Annotated in this window: 17 protein-coding genes and 1 pseudogene; 15 read left to right on the plus strand and 3 right to left on the minus strand. The window is 61.3% G+C overall.

Annotated features, from left to right (window positions below):
• Positions 1 to 81 precede the first annotated feature (81 nt).
• The 3 genes from C9E82_RS22095 to C9E82_RS24680 all read right to left on the minus strand — a co-directional run bounded on the left by C9E82_RS22095 (position 82) and on the right by C9E82_RS24680 (position 1,717).
• Positions 82 to 900 (minus strand): AAA family ATPase, encoded by an 819-nt coding sequence (locus tag C9E82_RS22095; protein ID WP_183154133.1) that lies wholly within the window; start codon positions 898 to 900, stop codon positions 82 to 84.
• Positions 901 to 974: 74 nt separating this feature from the next.
• A complete protein-coding gene (gene tnpB / locus C9E82_RS24675; protein WP_170162156.1) occupies positions 975 to 1,325 on the minus strand; it encodes an IS66 family insertion sequence element accessory protein TnpB in 351 nt (116 codons plus the stop codon).
• On the minus strand, positions 1,322 to 1,717 hold the full coding sequence (locus C9E82_RS24680; RefSeq protein ID WP_170162157.1) for a hypothetical protein: 396 nt from the start codon (positions 1,715 to 1,717) through the stop codon (positions 1,322 to 1,324). The genes tnpB and C9E82_RS24680 overlap by 4 nt, the downstream gene beginning before the upstream one ends.
• Before the next feature lie 92 nt (positions 1,718 to 1,809).
• Between C9E82_RS24680 and C9E82_RS22105 the strand changes: the two are divergent.
• The 15 genes and pseudogenes from C9E82_RS22105 to C9E82_RS22175 all read left to right on the plus strand — a co-directional run.
• A pseudogene (locus tag C9E82_RS22105) lies at positions 1,810 to 2,337 on the plus strand (transposase); the annotation flags it as partial.
• A 336-nt stretch (positions 2,338 to 2,673) separates the two neighbouring features.
• Entirely contained in the window at positions 2,674 to 4,128 is a 1,455-nt protein-coding gene (locus tag C9E82_RS22110) for an ABC transporter substrate-binding protein (RefSeq protein ID WP_244936060.1), read from the plus strand.
• A 60-nt stretch (positions 4,129 to 4,188) separates the two neighbouring features.
• Positions 4,189 to 5,169: an ABC transporter ATP-binding protein gene (locus C9E82_RS22115; protein WP_119900401.1), complete on the plus strand. Its 981-nt coding sequence runs from the start codon at positions 4,189 to 4,191 to the stop codon at positions 5,167 to 5,169.
• Entirely contained in the window at positions 5,166 to 6,143 is a 978-nt protein-coding gene (locus tag C9E82_RS22120; RefSeq protein WP_119900389.1) for an ABC transporter ATP-binding protein, read from the plus strand. Before C9E82_RS22115 ends, C9E82_RS22120 begins: the two co-directional genes overlap by 4 nt.
• 7 nt (positions 6,144 to 6,150) lie before the next feature.
• Positions 6,151 to 7,080 (plus strand): ABC transporter permease, encoded by a 930-nt coding sequence (locus C9E82_RS22125; RefSeq protein ID WP_119900390.1) that lies wholly within the window; start codon positions 6,151 to 6,153, stop codon positions 7,078 to 7,080.
• A gap of 11 nt (positions 7,081 to 7,091) precedes the next feature.
• Positions 7,092 to 7,952, plus strand: a complete 861-nt coding sequence (locus tag C9E82_RS22130; protein WP_119900391.1) for an ABC transporter permease — start codon at positions 7,092 to 7,094, stop codon at positions 7,950 to 7,952.
• 16 nt (positions 7,953 to 7,968) lie between these two features.
• Positions 7,969 to 8,727, plus strand: coding sequence for a glycerophosphodiester phosphodiesterase family protein (locus tag C9E82_RS22135; protein ID WP_119900392.1), 759 nt, complete (start codon positions 7,969 to 7,971; stop codon positions 8,725 to 8,727).
• Positions 8,724 to 9,398 (plus strand): HAD family hydrolase, encoded by a 675-nt coding sequence (locus tag C9E82_RS22140; protein ID WP_119900393.1) that lies wholly within the window; start codon positions 8,724 to 8,726, stop codon positions 9,396 to 9,398. The genes C9E82_RS22135 and C9E82_RS22140 overlap by 4 nt, the downstream gene beginning before the upstream one ends.
• Before the next feature lie 15 nt (positions 9,399 to 9,413).
• Complete coding sequence (locus tag C9E82_RS22145; protein WP_119900394.1) at positions 9,414 to 10,238, plus strand: sugar phosphate isomerase/epimerase family protein; 825 nt, start codon at positions 9,414 to 9,416, stop codon at positions 10,236 to 10,238.
• Between the two features lie 175 nt (positions 10,239 to 10,413).
• Positions 10,414 to 11,547 carry an ABC transporter ATP-binding protein gene (locus tag C9E82_RS25345; protein WP_119900395.1) on the plus strand — a complete coding sequence of 378 codons (1,134 nt, stop codon included), beginning with the start codon at positions 10,414 to 10,416 and terminating at the stop codon, positions 11,545 to 11,547.
• The gene (locus C9E82_RS22155; protein ID WP_119900396.1) at positions 11,537 to 12,460 is read left to right on the plus strand and encodes a carbohydrate ABC transporter permease; all 924 of its coding nucleotides are present in this window, start codon (positions 11,537 to 11,539) and stop codon (positions 12,458 to 12,460) included. Before C9E82_RS25345 ends, C9E82_RS22155 begins: the two co-directional genes overlap by 11 nt.
• Positions 12,460 to 13,296 (plus strand): carbohydrate ABC transporter permease, encoded by an 837-nt coding sequence (locus C9E82_RS22160; protein ID WP_119900397.1) that lies wholly within the window; start codon positions 12,460 to 12,462, stop codon positions 13,294 to 13,296. The genes C9E82_RS22155 and C9E82_RS22160 overlap by 1 nt, the downstream gene beginning before the upstream one ends.
• Positions 13,297 to 13,337: 41 nt before the next feature.
• Positions 13,338 to 14,609, plus strand: coding sequence for an ABC transporter substrate-binding protein (locus C9E82_RS22165; RefSeq protein ID WP_119900398.1), 1,272 nt, complete (start codon positions 13,338 to 13,340; stop codon positions 14,607 to 14,609).
• A gap of 63 nt (positions 14,610 to 14,672) precedes the next feature.
• A complete protein-coding gene (locus C9E82_RS22170; RefSeq protein WP_119900399.1) occupies positions 14,673 to 15,575 on the plus strand; it encodes a PHP domain-containing protein in 903 nt (300 codons plus the stop codon).
• Positions 15,576 to 15,609: 34 nt separating this feature from the next.
• Complete coding sequence (locus C9E82_RS22175) at positions 15,610 to 16,395, plus strand: MurR/RpiR family transcriptional regulator (RefSeq protein WP_119900400.1); 786 nt, start codon at positions 15,610 to 15,612, stop codon at positions 16,393 to 16,395.
• Positions 16,396 to 16,518: the final 123 nt, after the last annotated feature.

The raw sequence follows: 16,518 nt of genomic DNA on the forward strand, positions 1-16,518 counted from the left end.
GGACTTGGCCGGCAATTTTGTATTGGAGGATTTGGGCTTCATCTTCGTTCCTTCGTCACTACGACGAAGCCCAAATCCTCCTTAAATCACAACCTCAAATCTGTGCCATGGGCGCTGACGGGGGACAATCGGTTCAAGAAGCGGCAGCAGGGCTTCCGCGAGACCGAAAGTCAGGCCCTTCATCGAGGTGGGGGTGCCGGCTTTTTCGATCTCGTCCACCACCATCACCGGATTGGCGATGCGGCTCTGGATGACGGTTTCGATGAGTCGGCCCGGGCAGGAACCGCCCCATCCGCGCTGGCTGCCGACCACGCCAAAGCTGGCGTTCTCGCCGGTCGCCTCGATCACGGTGGTCGGCGCCGAAATCGCGTCGCCGAGTAGGCGCGCCCAGTGGCTCTTGCCGATCCCAGGCGGTCCGTCGAGCAAAATCGGAGGCACCCGCAGGCCGGGCCATCCCTCGCGCACTGATCGCCGCATCGCGTGCCAGACGAGGTCAGTGGCTGGCGACATCCAGGGCATCTCCGCATGGATTTCCGCCGCGATCTCGTCGGCACGGTGCTCCGAGGCAACGCCGACCAGATGCACGCCGTCGTGAAGTGGTTCCAACCTTTTGCGATCATCCGACTTCAGATGGGAGAGACCGGATGCTGCCTCATATCGCTTCGCGAGACAGGCCGCACGGCGCTGGATCCGCTCCCGCACCTCCGAGGGGACATCGACGGCATGAAGTCGGTCAAGCCAGCGATCCTCGTCGATCGTTCCGTCGGCGCTCATCGGGCGATCGAGATCATGACGTTCGGCGTCAATCTTTCGGTAATGCTCCCTCAGACGCGCTTGGATTTCTGCTTGCGTTCTGCCCGGAGGGGGAACACGTATGTCGGCAAAAGGAATTCGGATCATTATTATATCCTTCAGATTTAGATACCCTAACACCGGCAAGACCGATGCTGTTGGAGAATGCCGATTGGTCAGTTTCAGATAACTGACGGTTTTTCGATTCGAGGTGCGGCAACCGCCTGCCAGTTAATCCCGTCAAATAGGGCATCAAGCTGAACTTTGGTCAGCGTGATCGGCCCAGGCTGAGATTTTGGCCAGATAAAGCGCTTCTTCCTCAGGCGTTTCACGATCAGGACCAGCCCCGTTCCATCCCAGACGATCATTTTAAGGCGGTCTGCGCGCTTGGAGCGAAACACATAGATAGCACCATTGAACGGATCCAAATCGAATTGGTGCGCTATATATCCGGCGAGACCATCCATCCCCTTGCGGAAGTCTACCGGCTCTGTCGCCAGAAAAACCCTGAAGTTTCCTGCGGGAGTGATCACAGCGAACCTCTTACCGCCTGCAGGATCTGGACCAGATGGTCGGCCGGGTAGCAATGGGGGATTGTAATGACCGCATCGCCGATCTTGATACGACAGGAAGACGCCGCCGCTTGGGCTTCCGGGATCGGGTAAGATGAGGGAACCTGGGATGGCTTGACCTCGATGAAGCCAAGCTTGGGGGGCGACTGATCTCCAGCGCGACTGAGCCATTTCCTGACCGTGCAGTCGTTGGCTCCGGTTTCCTTGACGATGTCACTGACCCGCGCGCCCGCCGCGATCCGCTCCGCCGCCATGGATTTGATGACACGGGGCCATCGCCGGCAGCCCCTCTTGTCGACGGGGACCGGGATCCCCCAGACTTCGATTTCTGTCTGATCTTCGTGTGTAGACATGTCCGCAACCTGCCATTTCCGATTGCGGACAGTGTGGATAACCTATTGTTTTATATAAACATGGGTTGTTTGCACCGCTTACTTTCGACCCGAAAACGGGGACTCCGAAGGAGGCTCCTGGCCGTTCGAGAGCGTCCGGTGGGAAAACGATCCGCCGGATCGTTTTCTGGACCACCTTCCACTTCTCGACCAAGATCCATCTCCGCGTCAACGGCGCTGGCCTCCCGATGAGGACCGAGATCACGCCGGGGCAGGATCCGACTACACCGGCTATGACCTGGTGATGGCCGACAACCTGCCGCAGCCCGCCGTTCTGGTCGCCGACAGGGACTATGGCTTTGATAAAATTCGAGAAGACATCGAGAACCGCAACGCCCTGCCGATGATACCGATGCGCAAGAACAAGGTTCGCAAGGCCGTCGACATGGCCATCTACACCCTGCGCAACATGGTCGAGCGCGTTCGCCCGTTCTCTCGAACCGGTGGCGTTCACGGGCTCACTCGGCAAGCTCAAGAACAGCCGGCGGCTGGCAACCCGCTACGATAAAACCGCAGACAGTTTCTTGGATTTCGTCGATGTGCCCTGCATCAAGCTATGGCTGCGCCATTTGTCAACATGACCTAGGGCGCAGGTCCACGGTTCGCAACTGGGTCGGGTCACTCCATCGCGGAGTGGAAGTTCACGGCTCCTTCATAGGCTCGTCACTCAGCAGTCACAAAGCCCGACGACAACCCACTCCTAACAAGTCAGGACGATCCTCGATTAACAGGAGTTCAAGATGCCCATTACCCGCCGCAATACGCTTCGATTTCTCGGAGCCGCCGCAGGATCGCTGATCTTGCCGCGCCATCTGATGGCGCAGGGCAGGCACCGCTCGATCACCATAGCGGTGCAGAAAATTACCAATAACAACACGTTAGATGTTTGGAATGAACAGTCCAATGTCGGCGAACGGGTGTTCTTCCCCAATCTGTGGGAAGGGTTGATCCTGCGCGACTGGATGGGAAATCAGGGTCCTGTTCCCGGACTGGCAACCGAATGGAGCCGCCCGGACGACAAGACCATAGAACTGAAATTGCGGCAGGGCGTCCGCTTTCATAATGGCGATGAACTGACGGCGGAAGACGTGGTGTTTTCCTTCTCGGACGAACGGCTGTTCGCGGGGACTGAACCCGCAGGGGGCACGACGCTCTATGCCGAGAATTTCCAACCGCAGAATGCCAAGGAACTGCCGGCCAGCATTCCCGGCATCGCGCGTCGTCTGTGGCCCGCGCTGCGTGGCGTCGAGGCGGTGGACAAATATACGGTGCGTTTCCACAATGCGACGCCGGACATCACCCTGGAAGGCCGCCTTTATGCCTTCGGTTCGCAGATCGCCAACAAACGCGCTTGGGATGAGGCAGCGACCTATGCCGACTGGGCGGCGAAACCCGTCACCACCGGGCCTTATATGGTCGAGGAATTCCGCCCCGACGTTTCGTTGACGATGGTGGCCTTTGAAGGCTATTGGGGCGGTCGTCCGCCGCTGGAACGTATCCGCTTTGTCGAGGTTCCCGAAGTCGCCAGCCGGGTGAACGGGCTGCTGTCGGGCGAATATGACTTTGCCTGCGACCTGCCGCCCGATCAGATCGCGGCGATCAGCGCCGCGCCGGGGCTGGAGGTGCAAAGCTCGACTATCTGGAACCACCGCGTCACAACCTTCAACAAGCAAAACGAGATCCTGGCCGATCCGCTGGTTCGCCGCGCCTTCACCCATTCGATCGACCGTCAGGCGATCGTCGATGCGCTCTGGGGCGGGGACACCGTCATCCCTGCCGGGTTGCAGTTCGAAAGCTTCAAGACCTCGGACATGTTCATTGATGGCTGGGCGGTACCGGAATATGATCCCGAACTGGCCCGCGACCTGTTGAAACAGGCGGGCTACAAGGGCGATCCGATCCCATATCGCCTGCTGAACAACTATTACACCAACCAGACCCCCACGGCGCAGGTGCTGGTCGAGATGTGGAAGCAGGTCGGTCTGAACGTCGAGATCGAGATGAAGGAGAACTGGGGCCAGATCCACGATCCCGAGGGCGTGAAGGGCGTGCGCGACTGGTCCGCCTCGAACAATATCAACGATCCTATCACGCCAATGGTGGTGCAGTTCGGCCCCAATGGCGAGGCCCAGCAGAAGCGCGACTACTGGAACGACGAGGTCAACCAGCTGTCCGTGGTCATGGAAACCTCGGTCGATCCGGCCGAGCGCAAGCGCGCCATCGCTCGCCTGCTGGAAATCACCGAACGCGAGGATCCGGCCTATACGGTTCTGCACCAGAATGCCGTCTTCACCGGCATGAAATCCGAACTGAACTGGAAGGCCGCCCCGGCTTTCGCCATGGATTTCCGGGCGAGCAACTGGAACGCCTGATCGCGAGGGGACGAGCCTGCGCGGCTCGTCCCATTTTCATCTGAGAAAGGAGGAATGGCCATGTCATTCGTCTCCATCCGCAACCTGAGGGTCGCCTTTGACGGTGTGCAGGTACTTCACGGGATCGACCTGGATATCGGACATGGCGAGGCCGTCGGGCTTGTCGGGGAAAGCGGCTGCGGCAAGTCGGTCACCTGGCTGGCTGCGCTTGGGCTGTTGCCCGGCAAGGCGAAGATCGAAGGTTCGGTCACGATCGAGGGGCAGGAACTGATCGGCGCCCCCCGGACCGGCATCGAGGCCGTGCGCGGGGCGCGGATCGCCATGATCTTTCAGGACCCGTCCTCGTCACTGAATCCGGTCCACCGGGTTGGCAGGCAGATCTGCGAAAGCCTGCGGCTGCATCGCGGGTTGCGGGGCGATACGGCCCGGACCGAGGCGATCCGACTGTTGGACATGGTCGGCATCCCCTCGGCCAGAACGCGCATCGACCTGTACCCGCACGAATTTTCCGGCGGCCAGTGTCAGCGGGTGCTGATCGCCATGGCGCTGGCGGGCGAACCTGACCTGTTGGTGGCGGATGAACCGACCACGGCGCTGGATGCCACGATTCAGGCGCAAATTCTGGACTTGCTGTCGAACCTGCGCCGTCAGACCGGGATGGCGATGGTTTTCATCAGCCATGATCTGGGGGCCGTGTCCACCGTCTGCGACCGTGCCGCGGTGATGTATGCCGGCAGGATCGTCGAAGAAAACGACATCGGGCGCCTGTTCGTCGTCCCACGCCATCCCTATACGCGCGGGCTGTTCGATGCGATTCCCGAACTGGACGCGGGTCGGGCGCGGCTTCATCCGATCCCCGGCACTGTCCCCGATCCCCGACAGCTTCCGCAGGGCTGCGCCTTCTCGCCCCGCTGCACGGCGGCAAGCCGTTTCTGCAAGGAACATCAGCCGGATCTGCGGGCCCAGCCGCAGGGCGGGCTTCTGGCGTGCTTCCACCCCGATCAGGTCAGGGCCGAGACAAAACAAGAGGTGTTTGCATGAACGCCATCCTGCAGGCCAAGGGGCTTGTCCAGCAATATACCACCGCAAAATCCTTCTTTGGCAAGGCCAGCACGGTTCGCGCGGTTGATGGTGTGGACCTGACGGCGAAACAGGGCGAGGTTCTGGGCATTGTCGGCGAATCCGGGTCTGGCAAGTCGACGCTTGGCCGGATGCTGTTGGGATTGGAAACTCCATTTCAGGGCGAGCTGCGCTATCTGGGACAGCCTATGCCCGCGCCGCACAGCCCCGAATGGCGCAAGCTGCGCGCGCAGATGCAGCTGATCTTCCAGGATCCGCTGGCTGCGCTTGACCGGCGGTTGACCATTGCCGCCCAGATCGCCGAACCGCTTGAGATTCACGGGCTGGCGGCCGACAGCGAACTGGATCGGCGCGTGGCCGGGCTGATAGAAAGGGTCGGATTGCGTCCCGATCAGGCGGGTCGTTATCCGCACGAACTGTCGGGCGGTCAGCGTCAGCGCGTGGTGATCGCGCGCGCTCTTGCCAGCAATCCGCGCTTTCTGGTTTGCGACGAGCCGGTTTCCGCGCTGGACGTCTCTATTCAGGCGCAGGTGGTGAACCTGTTGCGTGACCTTCAGGAAGGCGAGGGGCTGTCGATGGTCTTCATCAGCCACGATCTGAAGGTGGTGCGCAACATTTGCGACCGGGTCGCGGTCATGTATCTGGGCCGGATCGTCGAGGAAGCACCCTCGGACCAGATATTTTCGGACCCGCGTCACCCCTATACGCAGGCGCTGGTCTCCTCGGTTCCCAAGGCGGGTACGGGGCTTCGCGGGCGCATCATCCTGCAGGGAGAGCCGCCGAACCCTGCCGCGCGCCCCTCGGGCTGCGCCTTCCATCCGCGTTGCCGCATCGCCGCCCCCGCATGCGCGGCGCAGGTGCCCGCACTGGAATATAACGATGGTCGGCTGGCTGCCTGCCTGAAGCTGCAACCCAAGCTGCGCCCCGCTGCCTGAGGTCCAGATGCTGAGATTCATATTCGTTAAACTCGCCCGGGCATTGCTGACCATCCTTCTGGTCATGAGCTTTGCCTTCATCGTCCTGCGCCTGTCGGGCGACCCGGCCCAGATCCTGCTGGGACCGGATGCCCCGCAGGATGCCGTTGACGCCTTCCGTGCCCGCTGGGGGCTGGAAGACCCGCTGTGGCAGCAATATCTGGCCTATCTGAAGCAGCTGGCGATGTTCGATTTCGGGGTCTCAATGCGTGACCATTCGCCCGCCATCCAACTGGTGATGGAGCGCGTCCCCGCCACGCTGGCGCTGACCATCCCGGCGCTGATGCTGAAGATCTGCATCGGCATTCCGGCGGGCGTCTATGCAGCGCTGCATCGTGAATCCGTCGCGGATCGGGGCGTCATCATGCTGTCGATCTTCGGCTTCACCATCCCGTCCTTCGTGCTGGGGCTGGTGCTGGTGCTGATCTTCGCCGTCAATCTGGGCTGGCTGCCCGCAGGTGGTCAGGATGGCTGGCATTACGCGATCCTGCCGATCGCCACCATGTCCATCGGCGGCATCGGCATCCTTGCGCGTTTCTCGCGCTCGGCCATGATCGAAGTGCTGGGCCAGCCCTATATCCGCACCGCCATGGCCAAGGGCCTGCCCTGGCGCGACGTGGTCTGGAAACATGCCCTGCCGAATGCGGCGGTGCCCATCGTCACCCTGATCGGCTTCATGGTGGGCGCGCTGATCGCGGGCGCGGTGGTGGTCGAGAGCATCTTTTCATGGCCGGGTATCGGGCGACTGATCGTCGTCTCGGTCGCGAACCGCGATCTGGCGGTGGTGCAATGCATCCTGCTGGTGATCGCGGCCAGCATGGTGATGGCGAACCTGCTGGTCGATTTCGCCTATGGCGCGCTGGATCCCCGCCTGCGCAGCGCCCGGTCCGGCAAGTAAGGAGCCCCGATATGTCCGATACCGCCGCAATCGCCCCCCCGCGTCTGATCCGCCGCATCCGGATGAAGGTCCCCGCGCTGATCCTGTTTGCCATGATCTGGCTGGGGGGCATGATCCTTGTTGCGATCTTTGCCGATTGGCTGCGCCCCTATGACATCACCGCGATGAACCTTCAGAACCGGCTGGTGCCGATGGGTACCCCGGGTCATCTGCTGGGCACGGACGAACTGGGCCGAGACGTGCTGTCGCGTCTGTTGCAATCCATTCGTGTGTCGCTGGTCATCGCTTTCTGCGCGACGATCATCTCGGCCGTGTTTGGCACGACCTTGGGATTTCTGGCGGCGCAGTTCCGGGGCTGGGTCGAACATCTGGTGGTGGCGCTTGCCGATTTCCAGGCCGCTCTGCCCTTCATGATTATGTCTCTGGCCGTGCTGGCCTTCTTCGGGTCGTCCACGTGGCTGCTGGTCTGCCTGATGGGCTTTTATGGTTGGGAACGTTACGCCCGCATCGCGCGCGGGCTGGCAATTTCGGCGTCGGCGCAAGGTTATGCGGCGGCGGTGGTGCAGCTGGGGGCGAAGCCCTCCCGCGTCTATCTGCGCCACATCCTGCCCAATGTGGCCTCTACCCTGATCGTCTCGATGACGCTGACCTTCCCGGAAATCATCCTGATGGAATCAGGCCTCAGCTTTCTGGGGCTGGGGGTGCAGCCGCCCGAATCGTCTCTTGGCAACATGGTGGGCTTTGGCCGCGAATACCTGGCCCGCGCACCATGGATCATGCTGGCCCCCTCGTTCGTCATCGTGCTGACGACGCTGTCCATCTCGCTTCTGGGGGATTGGCTGCGCGACCGGCTGGACCCGACAATTCGCTGAAATAAGGAAAAAGAACATGTCCCTCATCATGGCCCATCGCGGAGCGCGCGACATCTGGGCCGAAAACTCCCTGCTGGGATTCCGCGAGACCGTGAAGCATGATTTCGATGGAATCGAATTTGATCTGCATCTGACGGATGCAGGCGAGCTGGTCGTGATCCACGACGCCACGCTGGAGCGCACGACGAACGGAACCGGCCCGGTGCGTGCGCTGACACCCGAAAGCCGCAAGGCGCTAAGACTGAAAGGCCCTGACGGCACTCTGATCGACGAGGGTGTGCCCAGTTTTGAAGAGGCGCTGGCCGTTCTGGCCTCAGGTCGCGCCGATCTTTATGTCGAGTTGAAGGCCGATCAGGATGGCAACACCGATCCGCGCATGATTGGCATGGCTGCCGACATCCTGCGCCGCCACGGGCTGGAAGGCCGCAGCGTGATGCACGCCTTTGACATGAACGTCGTCCGCCGGATCCGCGACGAGGCGCCCGGATTCCGCCGCCTGATCTCGGTCAACCGCGACTGGGCCGACAGGCAGGGTGGGCTTGAGGCGTTCCTGAACGAGGTCAGGGACCTGGTCGATGTCATCGGCATCCACCACGAACTCTTCGCCGCGGAATTCGATCTGATCGAGGCGATGGGCCTGCGGTCGCGTTGCTCGGTCTGGACCATCAACGATCCCCTCCTGATGCGCGACTGGATCGGACGCGCGCCGGGCTATCTGGTCTCGGACAATCCCGTTCTGCTGCGCCGGGTAATGGCGGAAAGCGTGCTGGCATGAGGCAGTTCAAGGCAATCCTTTTCGACTGCGATGGTGTGCTTCTGGACAGCGAGCCGCTTGGCTGCGCCGCTATCGCGCAGGCCATGACCGCCGCCGGGGTCGCGATGACCACGGCCGAGGCGATGGCGCTGTTTTGTGGCAACTCATCCGCCGCCAGCCTTGCCGTGATCGAACGCGCCGGGCTGGACCCCCAGACGGTGACGGCCCATGCAGATCGCCTCCTGTTTGCCATGTTCGATCAGCATATTCCGTTGATCGCGGGTATCGAGCGAGTGCTTTGGGGCTTTGATGTGCCCATGGCGGTCTGTTCGAACTCGCTGATCCGCAGGCTTGATCGCTCGATCGCGCGGACACCGCTTGCCCATCGCTTCGGCCCGCATATCTATTCGGCCGAACATGTTGCCGCCGCCAAACCCGCACCGGATCTGGCCATTTTCGCCGCCGACCAACTGGGCGTCGCATCGCATGAGGCTATCTTCGTCGATGACAATCCCCACGGGCTGCGCTGCGGGATAGAGGCCGGCTGTCTGACAGTTGGCTTCGTCGGCCCGTCCGAACAGCGCCCGGATCACGCCCTGAAGCTGGCAGAGGCGGGTGCCGATCATATCGTCCACGGGATGGATGCATTTCACGCCTTGCTGTCCCGGCTGTCCCTGCCGGTCGCAGCATAATATCAGGAAATAGAGATGACCGAACTACCACTGCTAGGCGCTGCCATGTCCTTCCGGGATCTGCCCGGGTTGCAGGATTTCATCTTGACGGAAAACCGCGACCTCGAATTACAGGACTTCATCGAGGCCACGGTTCTCGAAGGTGGTTGGAAGCCGCTGGCCGATAAAGTCCGCCGCCTGCTGGCAGGCTATACCGGCCGACTTGGCATTCACGGTCCATTCTGGGGGCTGAACATCGCCACGCCCGATCCCGACATTCGCGCCGTCGTGACGCGGCGCATGTTGCAGGGGCTGGAGGTTTGCGAATATCTGGGCGCGACCCAGATGGTCATCCATTCGCCCTATACCACTTGGGATTTCAACAATCTGGACAATTTTGCGGATCGCGCCGCTTACGATCGCGTGCTGCAAAACTGCCAGGCCACTCTGGCCGAGCCGGTCCGCCGCGCCTCTGACATCGGCGTGACAATGGTCGTCGAGAATATCGAGGACAAGGACCCCGATATTCGCCGTATCCTTGCGGATAGCTTCAATTCTCCCGCCATGGCGGTGTCGATCGATACAGGCCATTCGCATTACGCCCATGGTTCGACCGGCGCGCCTCCGGTCGATTATTATGTTCGCCGCGCAGGAAACAGGCTGGAACATATCCACCTGCAAGACGCCGACGGCCATGCCGACCGGCATTGGTGTATCGGAGAGGGCACGATCCACTGGCCACAGGTGTTTCGTGCCTTGGGAGAGTTGACGTCAAACCCGCGCTTGATCCTGGAACTGCGCGACAAGTCGGACATCCTGCGGTCGGCCGCCTATCTGAACAGGCTCGGCCTGGCGCGCTGACATCCCACACCATTCGGAACTGATTTGAGCTGCCCGGTGCCCTGCCGGGCAGTCTCGCTTTCTCGAAACAGCGGGCCCGGATCGCTCCGGTATGGCGATAAAACTCCGAAATTTGTCACTTTTCTGAAGTGTTGCTCCGATATCCCTCGCTCCAAGAGATTCGGGAGTAAGCGCCATGACTGCTGCAGTCGAGTTGCGGAACATCAGCAAGTCATTCGGGGAAACGCAGACCCTGCGCGATGTTTCCTTATCGATCCGACCGGGTGAATTCATCTCGCTGGTCGGGCCGTCGGGCTGTGGCAAGTCCACCCTGCTACGCATCCTTGCAGGGCTGGCGCCACAATCGAGCGGGACGATCAGCATAGACGGTGCAGAGGTCGATTATCTGCCGCCAAGCGCGCGTGACATTGCCATGGTATTCCAAAGCTACGCGCTCTATCCGCATATGACGGTTGGCCAGAATATCGCGACACCTCTGCGGATGCGGCAACTGCCTGCCCCCGCGCGCCTGCCGGTAATCGGTCGAATCTGGCCGGGACAATCTGCCAAACGCGCCCGGATCGAGCAGACGGTGATCGAAGCCGCCCGACTGGTCGAAATCGAGGCGATGCTGGATCGCAAGCCAGCCGCGCTTTCGGGTGGTCAGCGGCAACGCGTCGCGCTGGCCCGCGCCATCGTGCGCCGCCCGCGCGTCTTTCTGATGGATGAGCCGCTTTCCAACCTTGATGCCCGTCTGCGGGTCACGATGCGGGCCGAGATCGCGGCCCTGCACCAACGGCTTGGCGCGACCTTTATCTATGTCACCCATGATCAGGTCGAGGCGATGACCATGTCTGACCGCGTGGCGGTGATGATGGGCGGCGAGATCGTCCAATGCGCCGCGCCAACCGAGCTTTACGACAATCCGCGCGATTTGCGCGTGGCCCGTTTCGTCGGGAGTCCTGAAATCGCGACCATCAGTTCGGATGAACTGATCGCGGCGAATGAAGGTTTTGCGACCCTGCTGCCCCACACGCCGGTCATTGCCGCCTTTCGTCCCGAAACAGTCTCACTGGTCCCGGTTGCGGGACATCTGGAAATTTCCGCGACCTTGCAGCGGGTCGAGCAGCTGGGTCATGAAATCCTGGTTTTTCTGCGGCTGGCAGGTGGCGCTCGTCTGACCGTGCGAGCGGCTGCAGCGAATGTAACCCTGCCAGCGGCCGGCCAGCGGCTATCGGTTTGGCTCCCGCGCCGGACACCGATGCTGTTCGATGCCGACGGTGCCCGGATCTTCCGCGCCCGCCACGGGGAACCTGCTCATGCCGGCTGATCTGACCCAATCTTCCGGTATGGTCCGCCCGGTTCGGATGGGTGCGATCATGTCGCCCTGGATCGCTTACTGCCTTGCCACGCCGGCGATTCTGCTACTGGCCTTGACAGTTATCGGCCCGATCATCGTCATGATCGCGCTTAGCTTTACCAATTACGAGTTCGGCTCCTTGGGTATCCAGTGGACGGGGCTTGAGAATTATCGGCAACTGCTAGACGATCGGACCTTCAAGCGGGCCCTGTGGAACACCTTTGCCTATGTCGCGATGGTTGCCCCTGCCTCGGTTCTGCTGGGGCTGTTCCTCGCCGTGCTGATCGATGGATTGCGCCACGGGCAGCGTTTTTACCGGCTGGTTTTCTTCCTGCCCGTGACCGCCACGGTCGTGGCGATGGCCATGGTCTGGAAATATCTTCTGCACGGAACCATCGGACCTTTCAACCTCCTCTTGCAAAGCCTTGGCCTGCCTTCGCTGGATATCTTCGGCAACCGCGATCTGGCGCTGGCGGGGCTGGCCGCCATCAACATCTGGTCGCTGGCCGGGTTCAACATGGTGCTGTTCGCCGCGGGACTGACCGGAGTTCCAGAAGATATCTATGACGCAGCGGCAATGGACGGGATGGAAAGCAGCCTTGACCGGTTTCTGAACGTGACGCTGCCGCTGCTTGGACCCACGATGCTGTTTGTTGTCGTCACCTCGACCATCACGGCCTTCAAGGTCTTCGACACCGTGGCCGTGATCACACGCGGAGGACCGCGCGGTTCGACGGATATCCTGCTCTACACGACCTATCTCGAAGGGTTCAGCTATTTCCGCATGGGATCGGCCGCCGCGATGACTGTCGTCTTCCTGACCATCATGATGATCTTCGCCTGGATTCAGGCGCGGGTACTGGATCACAAGGTGCATTATTGATGAACACACCTTATCGCTGCCGTCCCGCCCAGATTTTGTCGCATGTCGTTCTGCTGTTTCTGGCCTTCCTGTTCCTGTTCCCATTCTATGTGATGATCGTGACTTCGATCCGATCCCCGCAGGAGTTGTTCGTCCGCGAATTCCGCTGGCTGCCACAGCAGTTCACCGGCCTGCAATATTACATCCAAGCGGTAACAGATATTCCCGCGCTGACCTTTCTCAAGAACGGTGTCATCGTTTCGGGTGGGATCCTGTTCGTGCAACTGCTCACTGCCATTCCCTGCGCCTATGCGCTGGCCAAGTTCCAGTTCCGGGGCCGCGATCTGCTGTTTGCCGTCGTGCTGTTTTCGCTGACTGTGCCGATTCAGGCCCCGGCGCTGCCGCTGTTTCTTGGGCTGAGCGCGATCGGCGCCATAGATACCTATTTCGCGGCCATGGCGCCCTTCTTCCTGTCGGTCTTCGCAATCTTCCTGTTTCGCCAGACCTTCCGCTCTTATCCCGATGAGATCATTCAGGCGGCGCGCATGGACGGAATGTCCGAATGGGCGATCCTCTGGACCATCGTCGTGCCGGGCTGCCTGCCCTCGATCGCGGCTTTCTCGGTCTTCTCGGTGGTGGCGCATTGGAACGATCTTTACTGGCCGATGGTCGTGATCCGCTCGACCGAGCTGATGACCCCGCCGCTTGGTCTGGCCGTCTTCGCCGACAGCGAAAGCGGCGCCAATTACGGTGCGCTGATGGCCATGGCGGCGATCCTGACAGCGCCTTTGATGGTCGGCTTCCTGCTGGCACAGCGCCATTTCATCCGCGGCATCACCATGACCGGTGTGAAGTGAGCCCTCTTCCTTTCCTCCTTCCAAGATAACGGAGTGTTCCGATGCCCAAATTCCTTTCCATTCTCGCCCTTGGCCTTGCCCTGGGCAGCCGGGCACTTGCCGAGGTCACCATTCAGGTGGTGCATCCCTGGCCAGGCCACAGCCCCTTCCATCAGGCCGCGGCGTCGGCGTTCATGGCCACCAATCCCGACATCACGGTGAAATTTCGCGCCTCACCCGAAAGCTATGACACCGGCCATCAGTCGATGATCCGCGACGCGATGACGGGGAATGCGCCCGATGTTTATCATTCCGGCTTCCACCTGCTGCCGGAACTTGTCCGCACTCTGTCGGCGCGCGATCAGATCATCGACCTTGCCTCTTTTATCGAGGCCGAGGGCGGTCAGACCTGGATTGATGAGAACTTCAACCCCGCGATCATCAACCTGACCACCATAGACGGCAAGATCTGGGCAATGCCTTTCAACGCCTCGACCCCGATCATCTTCTTCAACAAGGAACTGATCGAAGAAGCGGGCGGTGATGCCGAGAACCTTCCCGCTGACTGGGACGGCTGGATTGAACTGGCCGGCAAGATCAGCGCGGCGGATAGCAATGCCGTGGGCATGACTTATGATGTCCACGCATGGCCCGACGACTGGCTGTGGCGAGCGCTGATCTCGCAGCAGGGCGCGCCTTTCATGAACGAGGACGGCGTGACCGTGGCGTGGGACAATGACATCGGCACCAACGCGCTCGAACTGGCCCGCCGCTTCGTCACCGAAGGCGGGATGGAGATGATGGATTTCGATCAGGCCAAGCAGCAATTCGTCGCGGGACTGAGCGGTTTCACGGTGCAGTCGGTCAATTCCGCCCGGTCCTTCACTGAGCTATCCGAGGGCAAGTTCACCCTTGGCACCGCCATCTTCCCGGTCACCAACACTGACTCCGGCACCATTCCGACCGGCGGCAATGGCGCCGTGATACTGGCCACCGAGCCGGAAAAACAGGTGGCGGCATGGGAATACATCAAGTTCGTTTCCTCGCCCGAAGGGCAGGATATCGCCGTGCGCGGCTCAGGCTACATGCCCACCAACCAGAAGGCGATGGCCTCCGAACTTCTGGGCGATTTCTATGCCGAGAATCCGAACTGGCGCATCTCGCTTGACCAGATCGACCGTGCGGCGCCCTGGGCAGGCTATCCCGGCACCAACTCGGTCGAGATATGGCGCACGCAACGCGAGATCATCGGCGAAGTGATGAGCGGCGAGTTGAGCGTTGAGGACGGGCTGGCCGAGATGGTCAAGGCGACCAACGACCTGATCGCGAAATAAGCCAGCAGGCTTTGATCATCGGGCCGGGGGCATCCTCCGGCCATTCACTTTCAGGAGAGGCAGATGACCAAACTTTCCCTCTTTGACCTTCCCGGCCCATTTCTCAAAGGCAATATCCACACCCATTCGAACCTTTCCGATGGCATGCTGTCCCCGGATGAGGTTGTGGCCCGCTATCGTGCGGCGGGTTACAATTTCCTGTCGATCACCGACCACTTCCTGCAAGCCTATGGCTTTCCGATCACCGATATCTCGCATCTGGAAACCAGCGGCTTCACTCCGATCCCGGGGGCCGAGTTGCACGCGCCGCACACCGAGATGTCCGAACTCTGGCATCTGGTCGCCGTCGGCTTGCCACAGGATTTCGCGCCAACGGCCGAGGATGAGGACGGCCCCGCGCTTGCCCGGCGCGCCCATGCGGCCGGAGCTTTCGTCGGCATCGCCCATCCCGCCTGGTATCAGTTGTCCATGGATGACGCCGAAACGCTGGTCGATGCCGCCCACGCGGTCGAGATCTACAACCACGGCTGCCATCTGATGCATGACAAGGGCGACGGAGCCTATCTTCTGGATGGGCTGGCCGACAAAGGCCACAGGCTGCTGACCTATGCCTGCGACGATGCGCATTTCCGCACACCCGATTTCGGCGGTGGCTGGGTAATGCTGAAGGCTGCGGATCGCTCGGCCACGGCAATCACCGCCGCGCTGAAGGCCGGGCAATTCTATTCGACCCAGGGGCCGACCATCCAGAACATCCGGTTGCAAAATGACAGACTGCTGGTCGAATGTTCGCCGGCCGCAGGTATCCTGATCGCCGGAAAGGGGTATCAGCACAGCTATCATTTCGAAGCGGGTGTCAGCCGGGCCGAACTGCCGCTGGAGGGACTGAACGGCAGCCCGTGGTTCCGAGTTACTATATTCGGACTGGACGGCAAGCGCGCATGGAGCAATCCGTTCTGGCATTGACGGAAAATCCGTCCGATATGGACCGGAGGAACACATGACGCGGCATTCGCTTGGCAAGGCCACATTGGCCGCGATACACGGCAAAAGCTCGACCTTGCCCTCTGCGCAGGCGCGCGTAGCGCGTGTCTTTCTGGAACGGCCGGAAGAAGCCATCCGCCTTTCCGTCGCCGGCCTGGCCTATGAAGCCAAGTCCGGCGAGGCCAGTGTCATCCGCTTCTGCCGGAACATGGGCTTTGACAATCTGCGCGACCTTCGGGTCGCGCTTGCCGCCGATATCGTCTATCGGCGGGGCGATGCCCCGCGGGAACCGGTCGCGCATGTGGACCGGCTCTGTATCGCCTTGCGCGAGACCTCGGACGGTCTCGACCCCGGCACCCTGCATCGCGTCGCACGGGCCATGAGGGCAGCGCCGCATATCGACATCTTCGGCTCCGGCGTTTCAGGCATGGGCGCGGAGCTGTTCGCATATCGCTTGTCGCGGATAGGGCTGGTTGCGCGCGCCTTCAGCGATGAGGTTGTTGCCGAAGAAATCATTGCCTCCCGCAAGCATGGATCGGTGGCAATGATCGTATCCGAAACCGGTCTGACATTGCGAACCGAGCGTTTCCTTGAACAATCCCGGCGGGCCGGAGCCTTTACCGTGGCGATCTGTGGCCAGGGTGCCGAGGCCCTTGCTCTGCATTGCGACGAGGTGATGGCCGTTGCGCCGCTGGTTCCATTGCCCAAGCGTGGCGAACTGGCTCCGCTGATCGGCAAGCTGATGATATGTGATCTGCTGGCCGCCGCGATAGCAACGTTGCGCAGCGACCTGCCGCCCTGAGAAGGGCGGTGCGAAATTAGTCCACGTTAGCGGCGGCATGGTGCTGCTGCGGGCGGCGTAAAAGTCGTCCACCTTTGTCCCTTTCTGCGGCTGCAGGGAGGATGGGAGGATCTACAGCGTGGA

It is taken from the genome of Paracoccus sigandri (genome assembly GCF_003709565.1).
Classification (GTDB): domain Bacteria; phylum Pseudomonadota; class Alphaproteobacteria; order Rhodobacterales; family Rhodobacteraceae; genus Paracoccus; species Paracoccus siganidrum.